This window comes from Limibacter armeniacum (assembly GCF_036880985.1).
GTDB classification, from domain to species: domain Bacteria; phylum Bacteroidota; class Bacteroidia; order Cytophagales; family Flammeovirgaceae; genus Limibacter; species Limibacter armeniacum.
In genome coordinates this window covers 178,388-199,888 of the sequence record NZ_JBAJNO010000002.1, presented here as the reverse complement: position 1 = coordinate 199,888, position 21,501 = coordinate 178,388, and the positions used below count along the sequence as shown (strand labels likewise).

At 42.0% G+C, this 21,501-nt stretch carries 9 protein-coding genes; 7 read left to right on the top strand and 2 right to left on the bottom strand.

Annotation, left to right across the window (positions count from 1 at the left end):
* Position 1 precedes the first annotated feature (1 nt).
* The 4 genes from V6R21_RS01905 to V6R21_RS01890 all read left to right on the top strand — a co-directional run bounded on the left by V6R21_RS01905 (position 2) and on the right by V6R21_RS01890 (position 6,345).
* A complete protein-coding gene (locus V6R21_RS01905; RefSeq protein WP_334240368.1) occupies positions 2-1,474 on the top strand; it encodes a RagB/SusD family nutrient uptake outer membrane protein in 1,473 nt (490 codons plus the stop codon).
* Positions 1,475-1,552: 78 nt separating this feature from the next.
* Complete coding sequence (locus V6R21_RS01900; RefSeq protein WP_334240367.1) at positions 1,553-3,643, top strand: hypothetical protein; 2,091 nt, start codon at positions 1,553-1,555, stop codon at positions 3,641-3,643.
* A gap of 2 nt (positions 3,644-3,645) precedes the next feature.
* Entirely contained in the window at positions 3,646-5,160 is a 1,515-nt protein-coding gene (locus V6R21_RS01895) for a sulfatase-like hydrolase/transferase (protein ID WP_334240366.1), read from the top strand.
* A gap of 12 nt (positions 5,161-5,172) precedes the next feature.
* Positions 5,173-6,345: an aldose epimerase family protein gene (locus V6R21_RS01890; protein ID WP_334240365.1), complete on the top strand. Its 1,173-nt coding sequence runs from the start codon at positions 5,173-5,175 to the stop codon at positions 6,343-6,345.
* 440 nt (positions 6,346-6,785) lie between these two features.
* Here V6R21_RS01890 and V6R21_RS01885 read toward each other — a convergent pair whose 3' ends face one another.
* Positions 6,786-7,517, bottom strand: coding sequence for a hypothetical protein (locus tag V6R21_RS01885; RefSeq protein ID WP_334240363.1), 732 nt, complete (start codon positions 7,515-7,517; stop codon positions 6,786-6,788).
* Positions 7,518-7,985: 468 nt separating this feature from the next.
* On the opposite strand from V6R21_RS01885, the gene V6R21_RS01880 reads away from it, so the two are divergent.
* The 3 genes from V6R21_RS01880 to V6R21_RS01870 all read left to right on the top strand — a co-directional run bounded on the left by V6R21_RS01880 (position 7,986) and on the right by V6R21_RS01870 (position 20,355).
* Positions 7,986-9,950 (top strand): T9SS type A sorting domain-containing protein, encoded by a 1,965-nt coding sequence (locus V6R21_RS01880; protein ID WP_334240361.1) that lies wholly within the window; start codon positions 7,986-7,988, stop codon positions 9,948-9,950.
* A 79-nt stretch (positions 9,951-10,029) separates the two neighbouring features.
* A complete protein-coding gene (locus tag V6R21_RS01875; protein ID WP_334240359.1) occupies positions 10,030-19,623 on the top strand; it encodes a SpvB/TcaC N-terminal domain-containing protein in 9,594 nt (3,197 codons plus the stop codon).
* Between the two features lie 132 nt (positions 19,624-19,755).
* The gene (locus tag V6R21_RS01870; RefSeq protein WP_334240356.1) at positions 19,756-20,355 is read left to right on the top strand and encodes a hypothetical protein; all 600 of its coding nucleotides are present in this window, start codon (positions 19,756-19,758) and stop codon (positions 20,353-20,355) included.
* 164 nt (positions 20,356-20,519) lie between these two features.
* On the opposite strand, the gene V6R21_RS01865 is transcribed toward V6R21_RS01870, so the two are convergent.
* Positions 20,520-21,038: a hypothetical protein gene (locus tag V6R21_RS01865; protein WP_334240355.1), complete on the bottom strand. Its 519-nt coding sequence runs from the start codon at positions 21,036-21,038 to the stop codon at positions 20,520-20,522.
* Positions 21,039-21,501: the final 463 nt, after the last annotated feature.

The following is a 21,501-nucleotide window of genomic DNA, read 5'->3' as shown; positions in this document are numbered from 1 at the left end:
GATGCGTATCAAACAATATATCAAACCGTTTCTTTTTGCTTCCCTGCTGGCTGCTCCGCTGACGGCTTGTGAGGACTATCTGGAAGTAACACCTCCGGGAGAATTTGCCTCCAATAATGTATTGACCAATGAGGCAGGACTTACTTCCCTGCTGTATTCGGCATACACCAATTACAATATCCAGAACATCTATAAGGATGTAATCAATATGGAAGAAGTAACCACCGATATGGCATTCAACTCCGGCGGTGGAGAAAATAGAACCTTATCACTATTTATCAACTTTACTTGGGATCCTTCAGTAGCATGGCTGGAAGTGGATATGTGGAATCAGGCTTACTTTGCTATCCGTGATGCCAACCTGTTGATTGACAATGTAGACAATTCGGATGCGGATGAGGCCATGAAGGCGCAATTGAAGGCAGAAGCCAGATATATCCGTGCTACGGAATATGCATTCCTGTATGGTTGGTTTGGGTCAGTACCTTTGGTGGTTAGCTCGACTGATGCAGAACCAAAAGGGCGTGCTTCCGAAGAGGAAATAAAGGACTTTATCGCGATGGAACTTTCGGAGATTGTAGCTGACTTGCCTGCACCGGGACAAGAAGCACAGTATGGAAGGGCAAGCAAAGGTCATGCTTTAGGAATTCTGACCAAGTTTTATCTCAATACCAAGCAGTGGCAAAAAGTGGTAGAAGTCTCTCAACAGCTGATGGATTTGGGTTACTATGAGCTGTACCCTGACTTCACAAAACTTTTCAGGGTAGAGAATGAGCAGAACAGGGAAATGATAGTGGCATGGCCACAGATTGCAGATTTGCAGTTAGGAAATATGTTCCCAAATGGAGCTGTGCCTCCAGGCTTCCAGTATTCAGAAAAGTTACCTGAATTGGTTTGGACAACAGGTATGAGTAACTGGGCAACACAGTATCGTTTGAGGGATGAGTTTGTGGATTCATTTGACCCGACAGATGCCCGATTCGGATTGATCATTGAAGATTATATCAACCTGCAAGGCAAGAAAGTCAACCTGAGAAATACACCGGACAATTCCAGAAGCTTAAAATTCTTTGATAACAATGCATTGGGTAATTTTCATGGGAACGATACGCCGATCGTCAGGTATGCGGATATCCTGCTGTCAAGGGCAGAAGCACTGAACGAAATCAATGGACCGACACAGGAAGCCCTTGACCTAATCAATCAGGTAAGAAACCGTGCAGGGCTGGCAGACCTGACCATGACTGAAGCATCAAGCAAAGAGGCTTTAAGAGATCTGATCTTGCAGGAAAGAGGTTGGGAATTTGTTTCAGAAGCCAAGAGAAGAGAAGACCTGATTCGTCATGGAAAGTTTGTTTCCAAGGCACAGGCAAGAGGGGTAAATGCACAGGGCTTCCACGTACGGTTCCCGATTCCTGAAAAGGAGATGAATTCGAATCCAGCGTTAGAAGGTCAACAAAACCAAGGATATTAATTGCAACAGATACACTGCCCACAATCACGATTGTGGGCAGTTATTTTTATCCGTTAGCTAGAATATATAAACCCTCCTATGAAAAAAGCTATTATCTATTTTTTAGGACTTTTTATCCTGTTCAATTCCAACAGGCTCCCTGCTCAGAGACATAAGGTTACATTGCTGTTGGATACTGGTAAAGTATCAAAGGCAAAAGTGTCACCCTTGATTTTTGGTCGCTTCTTTGAGTTGAACGGAAGAGATGCTTACCCCGGTTTTGTCTCCCAGCATTTGGCCAATGGGTCTTTTGAACACTGGAATGAAAGGAACAATGACCATATTCGGGATGAATTGCTTTTCAGGGATATTCCTATTCAGCATAACGTGGCCTATCCTTGGCAGGTTAGCGCTGAAGGGAAATCCAGACCAGCCATAATCACCAATGGGAAACATGGGCATGATTTTCAGCGTCTGATCAACCTGACAGCAGGAAATCAGGTAACCCTTTCACAGCGAACAGCCACTCCGGATCAGCGAACCCTATCTTATGACATTCGCTTTTGGGCAAGGTCCAATCGGACAGCAAACCTGAAAGTCAGCCTGCAAAGCGCTGACAGTTTGGTAGTAGCTGCTGAGCAAGTAAAACTATCAGCAGACTGGCAGTCTTATGCGTTGCGACTTACCCTTCCGCAAGCTTCCAATAACCGCTATAGGGAAAGCCCTTTTGGTATTTTTGACCTGCAACTTTCTTTCAGTGAGCAGGCCATTGTAGACATTGACCATGTGCAGCTTGTATCATCAGATGCTGTGACAGGAATCTTTAACCCGACCACAATTCAGAACATGAAGGAATACAGGGTGAAGACAATCCGTTGGCCAGGAGGAAACTATGCGAGCCGTTACCGCTGGACAGATGGTATTGGCAACTGGGAACAAAGGCCTGTCAGCATCAATGATGAATGGGGCGGTTTGGAGCCCAATTACTTTGGTACCAATGAGTTTCTGGCGTTCTGTCGTTTGTCAGGAGTGGAACCTTATATCAATGTACCATTCAATCCGGAAATCGCTACCCCTGAATATATTGCTCAATGGGTGGAGTATGTCAATGGCGATACCACAACAGCTATGGGGAAATTGCGCAAGCAACATGGGTATCCTGAGCCATGGAAAGTAAAATATTGGCAGGTAGGGAATGAGCATTATGGTCCGTATCAGGCAGGGTATGTCTTTGCTCCTGAATATGCAGAAGGAGTAAGAAATTACATCCTTGCTATGAAGAATGTAGATCCTGAGATCAAGGTGCTAGCAGCAGGTGCAGACCCTATGTATACAGACCATGATGCCGAGATTTGGAACCGTATACTACTGGAAAAAGCGGGTGATATCATGGATGGGATAGACATCCACAGGTATGCCAATAGGGTAACCGTAAATCGGAAAGAGTTGAAGCAGCATACTAAAGAAGAGTTACTGCTAACTTATATGGGGTATCCATCTCAATATGATTCGGTACTGTCCATGTTGACGGAGGAAATACAAAGGCAGGCCCACCCCATGATGGTCAATGTGGGGGAATGGAATATGGGAGGTTTCCGGATAGGGGAAGGTTATCAGGTTGAAATGGAAAACATGTGGCATGCCGTATTTGTAGCAGGGATGTACAACGCTTTTCTCCGGAAAAGTGAGTTCGTGAAATTCAGCCACCAGACAGACAATACCCTTTGGTTTCGCCCTTATCTGAAGGATTTCAGGCCCATCAATCCGGGAGCTTATGTGTTGAGAATGTTTGCTGAAATTTTTGATGATGGGAAGGACTTTTATCTAGTACCATGTCGGATGGAAGGAGAAACATTTAACTTAGCCGCACTAGGACAACGAATCATGACAAAAGTGGATGTGCCCTTAGCGGATGTAGCAGCCCTGCAAAATGACAAGACTTTGGTGCTCTTCCTGACAAACCGAGACCCGGAGCATGCCAAACAGGTATTGTTACCTCAATACAAAAACCAAAAGGTAACGATTACTTCCCTGACCGCGCCTACGCCATTTGCAGAGGAAAAAAACTGGAATGAGACAATCTTAAGCATTTCCAGACAAGAAACCTTGTTGGGAAAAAGCGTAATTGAGATGCCTCCGGCAAGTGTCTTCAGACTCGAAATTGACATTGCAGAAAAGAAAAACCAATAGACATGAAATACTACTTTTTACTCCTGTGCCTTCTGGGACTCTTTCGATTTGAGGCAGGTGCGCAGGAAAAGAAACACCCCAATATTATCATCCTGTATGTAGATGATTTGGGATATGGAGATGTTGGGTGTTATGGAGCCAAAGGAGTAAAGACACCCAATATCGACAAGATGGCAGACAATGGGTTAATGATGACGGATGCGCATTGTGCCGCTGCCATGTGTACCCCTTCCCGATTTTCCTTGCTTACCGGAAAGTATGCCTTTCGTAACAAGGCGGAGATATTACCCGGTGATGCACCTTTACTGATCAGACCGGAAACCCCAACCTTGCCCAGCATGCTGAAGAAGGCAGGTTATCGGACAGGTGTAGTCGGCAAGTGGCATCTTGGTTTGGGGAATGGTACGGTGGACTGGAATGAGGACATTACCCCTGGACCTTTGGAGATTGGGTTTGATTACAGTTTTCTGATTCCGGCAACGGGTGACCGTGTGCCCACTGTATTTGTGGAAAACCACCGTGTAGTAGGGTTGGATCCAAATGACCCGATAACGGTCAGTTACAAGAAAAAGGTGGGAGATGACCCGACCGGTATAGAGAACCCTGAAATGTTGAGGGTAAAAGCGGATCCGCAGCACAGCAATACGATTGTAAACGGGGTAAGCAGAATCGGTTATATGGCTGGAGGAAAGCAAGCCCGTTGGGTCGATGAGGAATTTCCGGATAAGCTGACAGAAAAAGCCATTGCATTTATGGATACTGACAAGGAAAAACCATTCTTCCTGTACTATTCCTTTCATGATATCCATGTGCCGAGATTGCCACATGCCCGTTTTACGGGAGCCAGCAAGATGGGACCGAGAGGAGATGCAATCGCCCAGGTGGATTGGGTAGTAGGTGAAATCGTCAAGGCGCTAGAAGTAAGGGGAATCGCAGAAGAAACCATGATCATCTTTTCCAGTGACAATGGTCCGGTACTCGATGACGGTTATGAGGATCAAGCCGAAGAACTGATAGGTAAACACAAGCCAGGTGGACCTTTCAAAGGAGGTAAATACAGTATATATGAGGCAGGAACCAGAGTACCAACCATTGTGTACTGGCCTTCAACAATCAAAAGCGGCAAAAGTAATGCATTGTTTACACAGACAGACCTTTATGCTTCTTTGGCAGAGTTGACAGGACAAACAGTGGAGGACGGTGAAGCGCCTGATAGTGAAAACCACTTACAAGTTTTATTGGGCGTGTCAGAGGAAGGGCGTACCGAACTGATCGAAGAAGCTTTTGTATTGGCATTAAGGCAGGGAGACTGGAAGTATATTGCCCCTGTGGAAAATGACACCCCTGACTGGCTGAAAAACAAAAAAGTAGCGCACGGAATAGGAAATGAACCGCAACTGTATAACCTTCGTAAAGACCCAAAAGAGCAAAAAAATCTGGCTGAAGGCTATCCTGAAAAAGTAGCCGAGATGCAGCAGAGATTGGCAGAACTGGTAAAACAACAGCAATCAAACTAAAATAACAGGACCATGAGAAGAACAACTTACTTAGGCATGCTGATGCTGCTGGTAGCTACGGCTTGTACAAGCAATACCCAAAAGACTGAAACAGCGGAAGCGGCAACAGAAACAGCTGTAAAACCCTGGGTGGCTGCCAACGCATTTGAAGACACCATTGAAGGACAGGCAACGCACCTGTATACCTTGACAAACAGCAATGGTATGCAAGCGGCCATCACCAACTATGGAGGGAGACTTGTAGGTCTGAAAGTGCCTGATAAAAAAGGTAAGCTGACAGATGTGGTAGTAGGTTTCAGCAGTGTGCAGGAGTTTGCTAATTCCTCAGAAAGGTATTTCGGTGCAACAATTGGCAGATATGGTAACAGGATTGCCAAAGGTACTTTCACTTTAGATAGTAAAACTTACACACTACCTACGAACAATGGACCAAATACCCTACATGGTGGAAATAAAGGTTTTCAGGATGTGGTATGGGAAGCTAAACAGCTAGATGCCCAAACATTGGAATTACATTACCTCTCAAAAGATATGGAGGAAGGGTTTCCGGGTAATTTGGATATAACGGTCACGTATATACTTACTGATGAAAATGCTTTACAGTTGGATTACAAAGCCACTACTGATAAGAAAACAGTGGTAAACCTAACCAACCATGCTTTCTTTAATCTGAATGGAGAAGGAAGTGGAACAATCCTAAACCATGGACTAAAAGTCAATGCAAGCCACTACACACCGGTAGACGAAACCCTAATTCCAACAGGGGAGATAGCAACAGTAGAAGGTACTCCATTTGATTTCAGAGAAATAACGGCTATTGGAGCGAGAATAGAACAGGAAAACGAACAGCTAAAGAACGGAGCAGGCTACGACCATAACTTCGTATTGGATAAACCAAAAGACAATCAAGGGATGGAATGGGTAGCCACGGTAGAAGGCGATAAAAGTGGTGTCGTAATGGAAATTTATACCGAAGAGCCAGGACTACAGTTTTACAGTGGTAACTTTATGAAAGGCAATAACACTTTCAAAAATGGGATTAAGGATGAATTTAGGACTGCATTCTGTCTTGAAACACAGCACTACCCTGATTCACCAAACCAGCCTGATTTCCCTTCAACCGTACTGGAGCCCGAACAGATTTACCATACGTCTTCTGTTTATAAATTCTCTGTCAATCAATAAGCTTAACAGCTAGTCTCATAAATGAACCTCTTCTGCATCGTTTTCGAAACAGGAGAGGTTTATTTTTTGAACATTATCGTCAAATTAAGCAGAGGTATCATTGAAATCGGAAGTTTTAAACTCATCGATGGTTTATAGGTTCAACTCCTTTGGAGTTGGATAAATGTAATTTACTTATACCTCAGGCTTAGGCCTAAGGCTACTATTGTTCAATCCCTTCGGGATTATTTTTTCATACAGCAAACACCGTTTCCGAAGGAAACAAACCATATTAGCTCCAGATGGCAATCTGGATTTTACAGCAATCAATATATCATAACCCTGAAAGGGTTGAACAGGATAACATCATTTAGTAGATCATAATATGTGAAAGGATTAGAGTAGGAAATCTCTATTCCAATTCAATACTTGCTTAAGTTAGATTGTGATTTAAACTCTTATTAACCATCTTCCTCTATGGTCAAACCTTTTGTGAGCAATTCTCTTGAAAGGTCCTCATCTATATCAAAATCGACAAAGTCGTCACCTTGCATACCCTGTTCAGAATAAAAGACCTGATTATAGTGTTTCAGTCCAAGTGTTTTTAAAAGATGACATACATCATTATAAAAAACCTCATTGTTATAGATCAGTCCTTCACTTTTTACATCCCATTCATCAGTATTAAAGTAAGCCCGAATATGGGCATCTACACAACCATCATAGGGCTCATAATATACCATTGATGGAACAAGTTTTATTGTGATTGTTTTTCTTTCTTTCGTAAAGTAATCCTCAATAGAAGCAGTGCCTTCAAGAATATAACTCATTTCACTTGTTGCCAATCCTCTTGTAACTAATTCATTGGCAAGTTCTTCCTCTACTGTGAAATCGACATAATTTTGACCTTGCATAATTAATTCAGAATAACTGATTCGTTGAGCGTGCTTTAAGTCTAGCTCTTCTAATAGTTTACTGATGCCTTCACGAAACGTTTCGTCAGAATGAATCAACCCTTCCTTGGTAATACCCCATGCATTAGTCTTAAAATATGCACGCAAGTGACTGAAAGTTATGGTGTCTCCATATGGTTCATAATAAAATATAGAAGGAACTAATTTTACATTAAGCTCCTTTGTTTTTCCTGTGAGACTTTTACCTATCGAAACATTTCCATCAATGATGCTACCCATTTTAATGTGTTTTGTCTTTTAATTTAATGGTTGTAAATATTTAAATGTGTCAAACTTCTTATGGCTATTTTAATTTTGTGTGATATCGTTTCTATAAGTATCTCAAATAAATACTCTATGCAAGAAGAAATATAATAATAGATACTTGTATGTAGTAAAGACCTGCTATTTAATAAAATCATAAATTTTTAAGAAAAAATTGTGAAAGGGTGGTAGGAAAAAATGAATCGTGTCTGTTGTATATAGTAGAGTAGGTCTAAACCCAAATACGCATTTTGTTATGCATTCACTAAGACTGAAATAGTTGTTGAAAATAAGGACTTGATATGAATATTGATATTGAGAAACCTGTATTTTTTATTTTCATTTTTTACCAAAAAACACTATTTGATTCAAAGAAGCTGAAGCATTTTTGTAAGCACCTAACAAGGAGCTTAAGTTTGCTGTTTTTTTGAGTTACGCTGAATTATGAGATGGTTACTAAGTTTATTTTTTGTTTTGTCCTGCATTTTTTCAGCAGAGGCTCAAACACAAGACACTCTTCAAGGACCTGCTGTATGGTACAGGAGTTTGGAAGTTAATCCGTCAGTTAAAGAATGGAAAGATATCAGTGGACATAATCGTCATGCAAATATCTTGAATGCTTCCCTGACAGATTCTGTCAAGTTGGTCAATTATCAGCCTGTCCGCCATTTTAATGGTATTACAGAAGGATTTAAGGTTCCATTTGGATTGGAAGGGATTACAGGCTTGAGTACCATGGTTGTTTTTGCTCCGGCTGATACATTGGAAAGAGGTATCTGGAGTACACCAACCGGTGCTGAGAGAGATGTGATGCTGACTACAGGACGTGTCCTTGGACCGGATAGTCTGACGGATGTCTTTTCTTATGAAGTAGGTGTGCCTGTTCTCAATACAGTTATCCAGAATTGGAGTGAGAATACAGACCGAAGTGCAGCTACTTACCTGACATTTGGCAGTGTAGCGGACGCACGTCAGATTCCTAACTATAAGGGAACATTGGCAGAGTTGCTGATCTTTGATCGCATACTGACACCTTTGGAGAAAGCACAGTACGAAACGTATTTGGCTTTGAAGTATGGGATTACTTTATCTGAAAGTAATTATGTCAGTTCAGCGGAGCAGTTATTGTGGTCATTGACAGAAAATGCGGGATTTAGCCAAAATATGGCTGGCATAGGTAGGGATGACTACTTTGGACTGTATCAGAAACAAGCTGTAAGCACTAAGGAAACCAAATCGGTATTATCGGTTGGTGTCAAGCAGGTTGTTGCATCCAATTTAGCCAATAACAGTACGATCAAGGACCTTAGTTTTTTGGTATGGGGAGACAATGGTAAGGAGCTAAACACTACAATTTCTGAGACAAATGGTATGCATACCGAGATGCTTGACCGCAAGTGGTTGTTGCAGGTTGCTGGTGAAGGAAGTACACTTTCCACAAATCTGTATTTTAAGAAAGATCAACTTTCAGAGCCTTCGGAGAAGTATTGGTTGGCGATGGACCCTACAGGTAGTGGTAACTTCAATATTGATGATCTGGTCTTAATTTATCCTGACGAGAATAGTAAACAAGATAAGGCAGCACAGCAGGAACTGCAGTTCAGTAACCTGTATTGGGATCAGGATAATTCAGGCAAAGATGGTTTTACCCTTCTGAAACAGGAGTATATGCTGACGCAGGTTAAGGTAAAACAATCGCCGCTGTGCCTGAATCCAGAAAGCGGAATTATTTCTTTGAATACAGTGGGAGGAACAGGGCCTTTTAAATATACACTTGAGAGTCAAAGGTTGGGATTTCGTAAGGAGCTGAAAGGCAGTGATAGCCTTTTTGTTGATGGGTTGCGATCTGGAGATTACCAGATAAAGGTACGTGACAATAGTGGGTATGAACTCTCCAGGTCATTTACACTCAAGATGCCTGATGAAATAGCGATTGAACTGGGTGAAGATTTGGTGCTGGAAGAAGGTGAAACGTTTTGGTTGGATGCCGCATCGGGTATCTCAGATTCACTAAACCTTACTTATGAATGGGAAAGCAGTCATGGCAATTATTCTACAGGCAGTAAAATAGAAGTCCGTGAGCCTGGAGTATACCGAGTAACTGTCACTGACGAAAGAGGATGTACTTGTATGGATGACCTGGTGATCTCAGGTTCCGATACAGAGCGGGTGACGGTTTTCCCAAATCTGGTGACGCCAGCAGAAGCATTCAGCATCAGTGTATCTCTTCCTGAAGTCACAGGTGTAGAAGTAGGGATTTATGATATGAGTGGTAAGGAACGTGAACACTTTGAGGGCAGTGGATATGCGGAATATCTTTTCAAGGCCCAGATTCGCCAAAGGGGCATGTATTTGGTAACGCTGAAAACCACAGAAGGCAAGACTTCCAGAAAAGTCATTGTAAGATAACCCAATAAAGAAATCGCTTTTAACGCTTTTAGTTATCCATTTTAGGTTTACCCCTGAGGGATACTTTTTTGATATTCTTATGAAGAAAAAACTACTTTTTTTGACAATCACTGTTGGCTTGGTTTCACTTTTGGGATATGCCATTCAGGACCGACTGCATTTAGAAAAAACTCCTGTCACAGTTCCAGCTTCACTGGAGCAGCATGAAGCTCAGCAGCAGGAGTCTCAAACTACGATGGTTGCTACTGACACAGTAAGTACTGATACAGTAGTGAATCAAGCAGAGACAGTATCTAAAGTTAAGGCTATCCGCTACAGTTCAGCTGGAGGGGAAGGGGTTATCGGTATCTCTACCGATCAGCCAATGGATAATCCTTATGACAATATTTTCCATATAGCATTGCCTGCTAATCTTGAAGATGGGCAAGCAGTATGGTTGAGTTATGACTTGAATGGGGTGAAGGACCACCGTTCAGTAGCCAGAAGTATCAATGACCAACTTTCAATAGGAGGTTATATGGTACAGGAGTATGAGGGTTGGTCCACACAACGTGAAAGAGTGGATATTTCCTGGCTAAAGTCAGGAGATAACATTGTGAGGTTTACAATTCCTGAGGGAGCACAATACAGCTATAAGGTCAGAAATGTTGCCATTGAGATAGAAAATCGTTCTGTCCAGAAGGCGCATGAGGTAGTGGTATCTGCCACTACACAACAAGTTGGGGCAAATAAGCAAACCTATATCAAAGGGTTTGTGCCTGGCAGTATGCAGGATCATGTGGAAGTAAAAGTAGGTGGAAAGAAAGTGAAACCTTTCCATGGAGAATTTGAATTGCTGACCTCTGAGGCCTCGCTGACAAACAATACTGTTCCAGTTGAAATCAAGTATCCTGATGGACAGACCCTTACCCGAAAAGTGGTGGTAGAAGATAAAGGGGTAGCACATTTTACCCATACACAGGTAGAGGAATGGGTAACAGCTGAGCAGGTAGTATCTCCCAATACAGAGAGAACACTGAAACTGAAAGGAGTAGAATTGACAGCGCCAAAGGGAGCCGTGAAAAAGGAAACAACACTATCTGTGACGACGCTTCGTCAGGTAGACTTGCCACCGTTGGATGCTGGTATGGTTAACGTAACAGCAGGTGCAGATGGATTCCGCTTTTTGCCACATGGGACGCTATTCGATTCTGCCGTATCCATCAAGATGGCATATGATACTGAAAGGTTGCCGCAGGGTTTCTCTGACGAGGAAATCAGGACTTATTTCTTTGACGAAAGTGCCCACCATTGGGTACCATTGGAACGAGATACAGTACTGGCAATGAGTACAGAAGTGTTTTCAAAAACGATGCACTTTACCGATATGATTAATGCGGTAATCCAGCTACCTGAGTCGCCGGAAACAGCCGCATACAATTCTACCTCTATTAAGGATATCAAGGCAGCCAATCCTGCTGCAGGCATTAACCTGATAGAAGCACCTCAAGCCAATTCGATGGGTAATGCGTCCATGCAGTATCCATTAAAGTTACCGGCAGGCAGACAGGGCATGCAGCCACAGCTGGCAATTTCCTACAACAGTGGTGGAGGCAATGGTTGGCTTGGTATGGGTTGGGGATTGCAGATTCCGCAGTTTTCCGTAGATGTTCGCTGGGGTGTGCCACGTTATGATGTGGAGAACGAGACAGAAACCTACACTTTTAACGGAGAGCAGCTGACCCCAATGGCACATAGGGGGAAAAAGGTAGCCAGAAACGGATCGGGCGACAAGATTTTCTATCCAAGAATTGAAGGATCATTCAGTAAGATTATACGCCATGGCAATACGCCAGACACTTACTGGTGGGAAGTAATTGATAAGTCAGGAACAAAGTACTTCTATGGCAAATCGCCTTCATCCGAACTGGATGCAGTACTGAAAGGCCCAGTAGGTACCGACGGTTCTAGAGAAGGTATCGCAAGCTGGTATCTGAGAGAAATCAGGGACCTGAATGGCAACTTTGTAAGATATCACTACGCTGCAGAATCTACTTATAAATCACATACAGGTGAGAGCAGAAATGCGGAGCAGTTGTACCTGTCCCACATCACCTATACCGGATTTGATCAGGAAGAAGGTAAATACGAAGTGCGCTTTGTCAGGGACAGGGAATTGCAGTCTACTGGATGGCCAAGGAAGGATGTATCCACTAGGGGTAACTATGGTTTCGTCTCAGCGGATGCAGACCTACTTAAACGTATAGAAGTATCGTTAGCTGGTGAGCAGATAAGAGCCTATGAGCTGGAGTACAAGGAAGGAGCATTCCATAAAAGTCTTTTGGAAGAAATTAAGGAGCTTGATGCCAAGAATAATCTTTTCTATGCCCATACATTGGAGTATTATAACAATGTGATTCAGGATGGTGATAGTTATACACTGAAGTTTGCAGAGAAGGAAGAATGGAAAGCAGGGGACAAGGAAATACATGCAGGCTTGTTACTGTCTGATCCAGACAAGGGATTTGGCGACCAGTCTTCAGCCTTCAGTGGTAATGTTTCTTCTGAAAGCGGATTAGGCATGACTGTAACCGTAGGAATTGGTACTGGATCAAACAAAAGTAATTCCGTTGGGGGTTCTTATGGTCAGTCAAGAGCAGAGTCAAAAGGACTTGTGTATATGCTTGATATCAATGGTGATGGATTGCCAGATAAGGTAACAGTGAAGGATGGAAAAGCGGAGTATTACCCGAATATCTCTAAGCTGGAAGGCAGTGAAGAATTCGGTGCGCCTATTCCAATCAATGGGTTGCGTAGGTTCTACAAGGAAAAAAGCAAGACAAGCAGGAAAGGTTTTGAGGCACACCTTGGTTATGGCGGTGCAGGAGCTTTTGTAGGCTATGGCAAATCCAAGACAAAGTCTACCACCTCTACATATTTTACAGATGTAAACGGTGATGGTCTGCCAGATGTCATTGATAATGGTATCGCATACTTCAATACCATTGACCTTGAGACGGGAGTGATCACATTCATGACAGAAAGTGCAGGTACCTACAACGAAATTTCAAATGCAGGGGCAATTGCTCAAAATATCTTTGAGATTGACCCACAGGAAAAAGAAGAAGCAATTGATGAGAACCCTTTGCATGATATTGTAAGGGTATGGAGAGCTCCATATGACGGTAGGATAAAAGTGACGGCACCTGCCCACTTGATTCCTCCTTCTGAGCCTGCTCCGGCAGCGGATGGGGTAAGACTATCAATTGAGCACAACGGCAAGCGCCTATGGGATGCACAGTTGGGAGCCGGAAGCAGTGAAGTATTGGAACCAACCAATGTCAACAATATCAAGGTGTCCAAAGGGGAGCAACTCTACTTTAGGGTACAATCCATTGAAAATGGGGAAGCAGATCAGGTAGAATGGGCTCCCCAAATCTCGTACCGAGGTGAAGACGAGGAAAGGGTAGACGCCAATGGCAAGCGAGTATTTGTCTTTGATGCAGAAGAGGATTTTGTGCTTTCTTCTCCAATGTCTGTGGTGATGCCATTGGATGGAAATGTAGCGGCAACCGTTCAATTCTCTAAGCCTGTAACGACTGACTCTGTGGATGTATTGGTAATCCAACAGAAAGGGAATGGTATATTAGATACACTTCAGACCCTGACTTTTGCGGCTGAAGACAGTTTCCAGAATGAGCTGGTTAAGTTAGATAACCTGCCAGTGCTGGAAGGGGATAATATTGCGTTTAAGGTGAAGTCACAGACATCTATTGATTGGTCTGCCATTGTCTGTGAACCGTCTGTTGACTACCTCAGCCTGACCAACGATACCCTCAACCAGAACCTGCAGAATGGTTTATTTGATTTGGAGACAAAAGGAATTGCAGAATTCTCCATGTATCCAAACACGTTGAAGGTGGTGGCGCCTTACCGCCCAGAAAGCAATACAACCATCATAAAGCCATTTGCTGAAGTGGATACGGAAGGAGCAGGTAATCTTTCGCTGAAAGACTTTAATGGAACACTTTACTTTTCAATCAAAAAGCTAGACAGCCTTATCGCAAAGCAGGAGTTATCTGTTGAAAATGGGGTAGTGGAAGAAGGAAATGAAGTGACGGTCAACCTTGATGGCGAAACAGACCTGTATATCGAATACCATACAGACAACGAACGGCTGGCCAAACGCCTTCAAAGAACGGCATTCGTCATAGCACAGGATACCATTACAGCGCCTGTAGGTTTGCATACTGTTTACGGAGAGGTGGAATGGGATATCATTTTCGGACCGCTATACAGACAGTGGGGACAGTTTGTCTATAATGGAAACAGGGAAAAAGGAGAGGCCCCTATTGACCAAAGCAAGCTGAAGTTTGACGAAAAACTGAGACAAAACAATAACCCATATACGCCAGGCGACTATCAGACGCCTGAAGAGCTGGAAGGAAATGCTTATGATCCATCCAAGGCAGACTTTATTATGCTTTATGCCAATGGCGAACGTCATATATGGATAGGGTATGATGACCTGACCTATCTGGATGGCAAGATCATGAGTAGCTCCAGAATGGGTATAGACAATATTGACCCTGAAACTGCCATTGTGGAGTCAGGTGAAAGTCAGGTTATTCGGGGTATCAATAAGATCAGTGAAACCAAGACAGATTCCTATACCGGAGGCAGCAGTTATGTAGGAATAGGCGGAAACGTGAGTTATTCCGATGGGGAGACAAAAGTAAGGGCTGACTTTATGGATATGAACGGTGACCGCTACCCTGATATCGTGACAGACAAAGGGGTGCAGTATACATTGCCGACAGGACAATTGGAAAGTGGTTTTACTTCTTCCATTTCAGGAACAATCGATAAGTCAGAATCTACTTCAAAAGGAGCTGCAGTTGGTGGTTTTCCAAAAGTTAAACCTGAACCCAAATCTACGAATGTCAAGGTTGTGACTTCTTCAAGTTCTGATGGTAAAGTAAGTGGTTCTATCAATGGCAACTACAGTGAAGGAGACAATAAAGGAGATGCAACATGGATGGACATCAATGGTGATGGACTTCCTGATAAGGTAAATAGCAATGGTACTGTACGCTTGAACCTTGGTTACCGTTTATCGGAACCGGAAAATTGGAATCTGAATAAGCTTTCGGCTTCTGAAAGTAAAAGCTATGGGGGTGGTTTTGGTATTAGTAAAGCTTCAGGAAGTGAATCTGCTGCCTTTGCTGCCGGTATCTCCTTAGCAAGATCTGAAAACAAGTCAACCTTTGCTTATACTGACCTCAACGGTGATGGTCTGGTGGACAAGGTTAGGTACGATGATGGGGAAGTTACCACTTACTTTAATACAGGAGTGGGTTTTGACAAGATTCATTTGATTGAAGGTACTTCAAAAATTAATGAAAGCGAGTCAATCAATGCATCTGCCAATGTAGCCTTTACTTTTAATATTACCTTATGGTTTACCACGATCTATATCAATCCAAACTGGAATGGATCAGAAGGACTTCATAGGGAGCAATCACGTTTTTCAGACATTGACGGAGATGGGTATCCTGATTTTCTGAAGTCTAAAAGTGCCAAAAATATATCTGTATCCAAGTCTACAATCGGTAGGACCAACTTGCTGAAGGTAGTGAAACGTCCGCTTGGTGCTGAAATCTCACTGGAATATGAACAGGAGGGAAGCACCTTTGAGATGCCGAATAGCCAGTGGGTATTGAGTGCTGTGGAAATGCATGACGGACATGAAGGAGATGGCATAGACAGGATGCGCACCTCATATGCCTATGAAGGTGGCAAGTACGACAGAAGAGAGCGTGACTTCTATGGTTTCAACAAAGTGGAGACCCGTATCCATGACACGGCAAAAGAAGCGGCACCGGTCTACAAGCGCCTGATTCAGGAATTTGATAACGATAACTATTATGTAAGGGGACTTCTGAAAAGGGAACTGTTGGAAGATGCAGCGGGCAACCCTTATGTTGAGAAAATCAATGAGTATAAGCTCAAAGATATCTTTACTGGTAACGAGCTGGCAGATGTTTCAGAAGTGAGTGGTGTACAGAATGTATTCCCGGCAATCGTAGCCAACAAACAGCTTTTCTATGAAGGAGAGCAGCAAGCAGGTAAAAGCACTGAGACCACCTATCAGTATGACAATGTCGGTAACGTCACTGTCTTTACAGACAAGGGGGATGCCACCGATGCGGATGACCTGAAAGCCACAATTGCCTATCAGGTAGTGCCAGGTTTGGATAGAATAGGCGTACCGAAGTCGATTGAGGTGACGCATCAGGACGAGATTGTCCGTTTCAGGGAGTCTGATATCGATCCGGTGACATTGGATGTGAACCAGATCAGGATGTATGCTAGCGAGGATCAGGTATCGGTATATGACTATACATACGACCGTTACGGAAACCTGAAGACGGTCGAGAGACCTGAAAACGAGCAGGGAGAGCGACTGAAACTGGAATATGTCTATGACCAGACAGTGAATACTTATGTTGAGAAGGTGAGTAACAGCTATGGCTACCAGTCAGAAGCAGCTTATGATTACCGTTTTGGGGCTGTACTGAGCACCACAGACCTAAATAAGCAGAAGATCACCTATAAGCTCGATGACAAGGGACGTATCACCCATATCACGGGACCTTACGAGCAGAAGGGAGGAAATGCTACTCTATCCTTTACTTACAATCCGGATGCGGAAATTCCTTGGGCATTGACCAACCACTTTGATCCGGCACACCCGAAGAATGACCTAGTGACCACGACCTTTATGGACGGACTGGGAAGGGTAATCCAAACCAAGAAAGACGGTGCCACTTTTGAGGGAGAAGGCAGAGAGGATAAGGAAGTCATGATTGTATCCGGCAAGCAGGAATTTGATGCCTTCGGAAGAGTGACTAAGGTTTGGTACCCAACAGTGGAAGATAAAACAGCCAATGGGTCTGGTGATATCGTATTCAATCCAAATGTGGATGACTCTGCGGCTCCAACCGTTACGGAGTATGATGTCATGGATCGTACCCTGAAAATTACCTTGCCAGACAATGCTATTTCTAGAATGGCATACGGCTTCGGTACAGACCGAGAAGGCGTCCTGCAGTTTATGACCAAGAGCACGGATGCGGAAGGTAAGGTAACCGAACAGTTTGCTGATATCAGGGGAAGGAATACAGCAGTCAAGCGAATGACTGAGCAAGGACCTGTCTGGACAAGTTTTACCTATAATGCTATCAACGAGCAGGTGACGGCAACGGATGCCCTTGACTTTATCACGGTCTCTACTTACGACTGGTTGGGCAGACGTACAAGCAGACAGCATCCTGACAATGGACTAACAGAATATACTTACGACGAGGTGGGTAATATGACTGCGCTGATAACGGCCAACCTGAGGGAAGCTGGTTCAGAGCCTGTCAAGTATACCTATGACCGTGAGCGCCTGACAGATATCACCTATCCTGAGCATCCGGAGAATAACGTACATTATACTTACGGGGAAGCAGGAGCGAATCATAACAGAGCTGGTCGAATTGTATTGCAGGAAGACGGGTCTGGTGCACAGGAATTCTTCTATGGTCCTCTTGGAGAGGTGGTGAAAAACATCCGTACAGTGGTGGTGCCGATTCACGGGGAGCAGACTTACCAAACGGAGTGGACGTACGATACCTGGAACCGTATGACTTCCATGGTCTACCCTGATGGGGAAGAGGTTACCTACACCTACAATACAGGTGGCTTGTTACAAAGTATGCAGGGTAAGAAGCAAAATGCAACTTACAACTATGTTACCCAGCTAGGGTATGACCGTTTTGAGCAGAGAGTGTTCCTGTCATATGGAAACGGAACCAAGACCACTTATTCCTATGAGGCAGACAGACGCAGGTTGGACAACCTGACGGCACAGACCAAAGCAGGAAGGCAGTTTATGAACAACAGCTATACCTATGATAGGATGGACAATATCACCATGCTAGAGAATAAGGTACAGGTGCCAGGTTCGGAGCTGATGGGAGGTTCAAACATTTACGAATACAAGTACGATGACCTATATCGCCTGACGGAGGCTACAGGAAGTTACGAAGGAAGCAATGAGAAACACCGCTACACTTTGGCAATGGCCTACAACAAGGTGGGAGGTATTGAGCGCAAGAATCAGCTGCATGAGCGAACTGGTGGTCAAGGTGGAAGTTGGGTCAAGCAGCGTAAGACTACTTACGATCAATCGTATACTTATGGTGGCAGCATCGCCCATGCCCCAATCAAGATCGGTAATTATACCTATGAGTATGATGCCAACGGTAACCAGACCGGTTGGGATGATGAGCTAAGTGGACAGCGTCGCAATCTGCTTTGGGATGAGGAAAACCGTATCCGTGCAATCTTTGACAACGGAGCCGCACAGCTGTATATTTATGATGCAGCAGGCAACAGGGTGATCAAAGGACGCAGCAGCGGACAGAAGGTATTTGTCAATGGTAAGAAGAAAAGCGGTACCAGTGGTATTGGGAATATGACCATCTACCTGAACCCTTATGTGGTACTCAAGAGCGGGGGTTATACCAAACACTACTATATCGAATCGCAGCGCATTACCAGTAAGCTTGGTGGAGGCTGGGACAACAACGGAAAGGGACCACTGAAAACAGCAGGTAACGGCAAGGTCAACTACGGCAAGAAGCAAACGGATATGGAAGGGGCAATTGTTCGTAACCTGAAATTCTTGGGCATGGACGGCACCATCCTGACAGCCGGAAAAAGTGGTAAGGTGCCTCCAGGGCAGATTATTGGAGGCGAAAGCAATACCGAAACGTTCCAATACTTCTACCATCCGGATCATTTGGGGAATACCAGCTATATAACGGATATTACAGGTGAGGTTTACCAGCACCTGGAGTATTTCGCCTTTGGCGAAACCTTTGTGGAGGAGCATAGCAATACACACCGTACCCCATACCTATTTAATGGGAAGGAGCTAGATGCAGAGACAGGACTTTACTATTATGGAGCGAGGTACTATGACCCAAGGACAAGTATTTGGTTAAGTGTGGATCCTAAAGCAGAGAAATTCGCAGAGTGGACCCCTTATAATTATTCTTCTAATAACCCTATTAATTTATTTGATCCAGATGGAAGAAGCCCTATATCAGTACTTGCAAAAATGGTTGTAAAACAAGGTATAAAAGCAGGAATCAAATCATATGCTAAGAATCAAATTAAAAGAAGGTTGTCAAAATATATGTCTAAAAAAATGGGCAAACAATTCTTAAAAGATTTAGATGAAGTGCTAGATATATTAGAAAGTGAGTGGTGGGAAACTGCAATCGAGTTAATACCTGTGGCAGGTGATGCTTATGGTGCAACAAAATTTGGAAAGAAAGTAGTAAAAGCATATGAGAAATTACAAGATTTGGAAAATAAATATGTAGAAAAGATATATAATGCTTTGCCTGCATCAGAAAAGAAGAAGTTTAAAAGAAATATGAGAAGTAATGGTGTAAGAGATGCTCAAAAAGATCAAGCAAGTGGTGTTGAAGGTTTAGGCGTTAAATATGAAAAGAATAAAAATATAGAGGGGCATCATAAAAAATTTGTCAAAGATGATCCTTCTCAAATGTCTGATCCAAGGAACATTGAATTTATGGATAAAGAGAATCATATTAAGTTGCATAAAGAATTGTGATGAAATGTTGTTAATGTAATTAACAATATTCTTGATGTTCATTGAGCGAAGTTGAAGGGCTATTTTTTGGACTTCGACTTTGCTCAGTTATCGATATTAACTATGATGTGTAATCTTGATAAATTATAGTTTATGAAAGAATTATTTGAAATAGGAGAATGGGTTGGTACAGAAGATGGAATAGGTCAAGTGATATTTAACCGTATGATATATGCTGAAGGATTTGAACTAGAAAAAGATAGATATAAGAAAGGAGAGGTTATTGGTCATGTTTATATATGTAAAGTATTTTGTTCTTTTGAGTTACAAGTGAAAAAAAGAATATTAATTAGAGCATATACTTCTATTGATAAGTTGAGTAAAAATGAATTAAAGTCACTAGATAAAGTAAAGCAAGTAAATTATGATTCTTATATGAATTATATTCATTTTGATCAAAAAGAAAATATTAAAAGACAGGTTATTCTTACTTACCCTGCAAGTGCTAATGATAGAGTGGAAATTAAAGATAAAATTAAAAGCATAAACACTAGGTTACAGCCTTGTTTTTCATATAAAGAGTTTGTTAAAGAGTTTTCTAAAGAAAAATTCTCTTTCTCTATAAATGATTTTTATCATAAGGGAGAAATGTATGATAGAGATAATGTGATTTCAATTAGATTTGATTCTAATTTTTATAAAGTTAAAGGGAAAGAAGCTATTTTTGATAATGTTGTTGCGGTAGATTTTTGATTATTTATTAATAAAATAAAGATATGTTAATTTTTAAAATATGATATGTGTTAATGATAACATGAATGTATATTGATTATTAATTTTCGTTGTATTTTGTGTCATATTTTTTGAGTTTTATAATAAAAAAAGTCCACTCATTTATATGAGTGGACTTTTTATTTTTACAGGGCATCAATATCATTGATATACATAATTAAACTTACTAGATCTGTTTCCGAATCATGGCTTAGGTAAATGGTGTTTCCTTTGCCATCTTCAAATCTATGATCTGTAATAGTTGGTGTATTTTGATATTCGCCAATGAAAGTAAAGGATTTAAATCCATCCTTTATCCAATCACTTACTTGATTAAGTGTTGGGGTGAAATCTTGATCGTAAGAAATATGAGCACTCATTTTATATAAGGCGTCATTTTCAAAGTAGAAGTCAACAGAATGAGTTGCGTTGTTTCCTGTAAATGGACATTTATTATAGTCATAAGTAAAGCCCCAAGTTCTATTGTCAGGGTTTTCAATATTAGTTAAGTTTAATACTTCTTCAGAACTTAGACCACTTTTAATTTGTCCATTAGCAGTGAGTTGATTGAAAAATGTATTGCCTGAATTGTTTTCAGGATCTTTATTATCTTCTGAGCAGCTAATTGCTGTAATAAATAATAAAAAAATAAATAGTTTTTTCATTGTAGTAAGTATTGATTTTCAAAAAAAATAACAACATAAATCACTCAAAAACTGATCCATTTTGTATACTTTATTGACTTATATAATTAGTGTAATATACTAGTGATGCTGAAGAGAAAAAGGAGGTTGTTAAATAGCAAAATATCATAAATATTTAGGTTATAATATTACCTTACTTAACCTATTATTAATAGACTGATATCTAATGTTTTTTTTTGAAAAAATAGTGAGGGGTTTACTTGGGAATTAATTAAAAAAAAGGAGATTTTTTATTCAGTGAGTTTAAGTTGTGAGAGGTTTATATTTACTCTCAGTAGAGTAGTGTCGAGGTGAATTGGGATTTATTTTTATGGTTTGATTAAGCCTTTTTTTTGTTGAAATTTGTTTTTAGGAGTTTTTAAACTCCTATAAGCAGAGTGTGTTTTTAGTGTTAAGGGAAGCTTGTTTTTTCTTATAAAAGAGA

What these genes read in the sequence shown, in the direction of transcription:
- V6R21_RS01905 (WP_334240368.1), top strand. Translation starts at nt 2, where the DNA reads ATGCGTATCAAACAATATATCAAACCGTTTCTTTTTGCTTCCCTGCTG.
- V6R21_RS01900 (WP_334240367.1), top strand. Translation starts at nt 1,553, where the DNA reads ATGAAAAAAGCTATTATCTATTTTTTAGGACTTTTTATCCTGTTCAAT.
- V6R21_RS01895 (WP_334240366.1), top strand. Translation starts at nt 3,646, where the DNA reads ATGAAATACTACTTTTTACTCCTGTGCCTTCTGGGACTCTTTCGATTT.
- V6R21_RS01890 (WP_334240365.1), top strand. Translation starts at nt 5,173, where the DNA reads ATGAGAAGAACAACTTACTTAGGCATGCTGATGCTGCTGGTAGCTACG.
- V6R21_RS01885 (WP_334240363.1), bottom strand. Translation starts at nt 7,517, where the DNA reads ATGGGTAGCATCATTGATGGAAATGTTTCGATAGGTAAAAGTCTCACA.
- V6R21_RS01880 (WP_334240361.1), top strand. Translation starts at nt 7,986, where the DNA reads ATGAGATGGTTACTAAGTTTATTTTTTGTTTTGTCCTGCATTTTTTCA.
- V6R21_RS01875 (WP_334240359.1), top strand. Translation starts at nt 10,030, where the DNA reads ATGAAGAAAAAACTACTTTTTTTGACAATCACTGTTGGCTTGGTTTCA.
- V6R21_RS01870 (WP_334240356.1), top strand. Translation starts at nt 19,756, where the DNA reads ATGAAAGAATTATTTGAAATAGGAGAATGGGTTGGTACAGAAGATGGA.
- V6R21_RS01865 (WP_334240355.1), bottom strand. Translation starts at nt 21,038, where the DNA reads ATGAAAAAACTATTTATTTTTTTATTATTTATTACAGCAATTAGCTGC.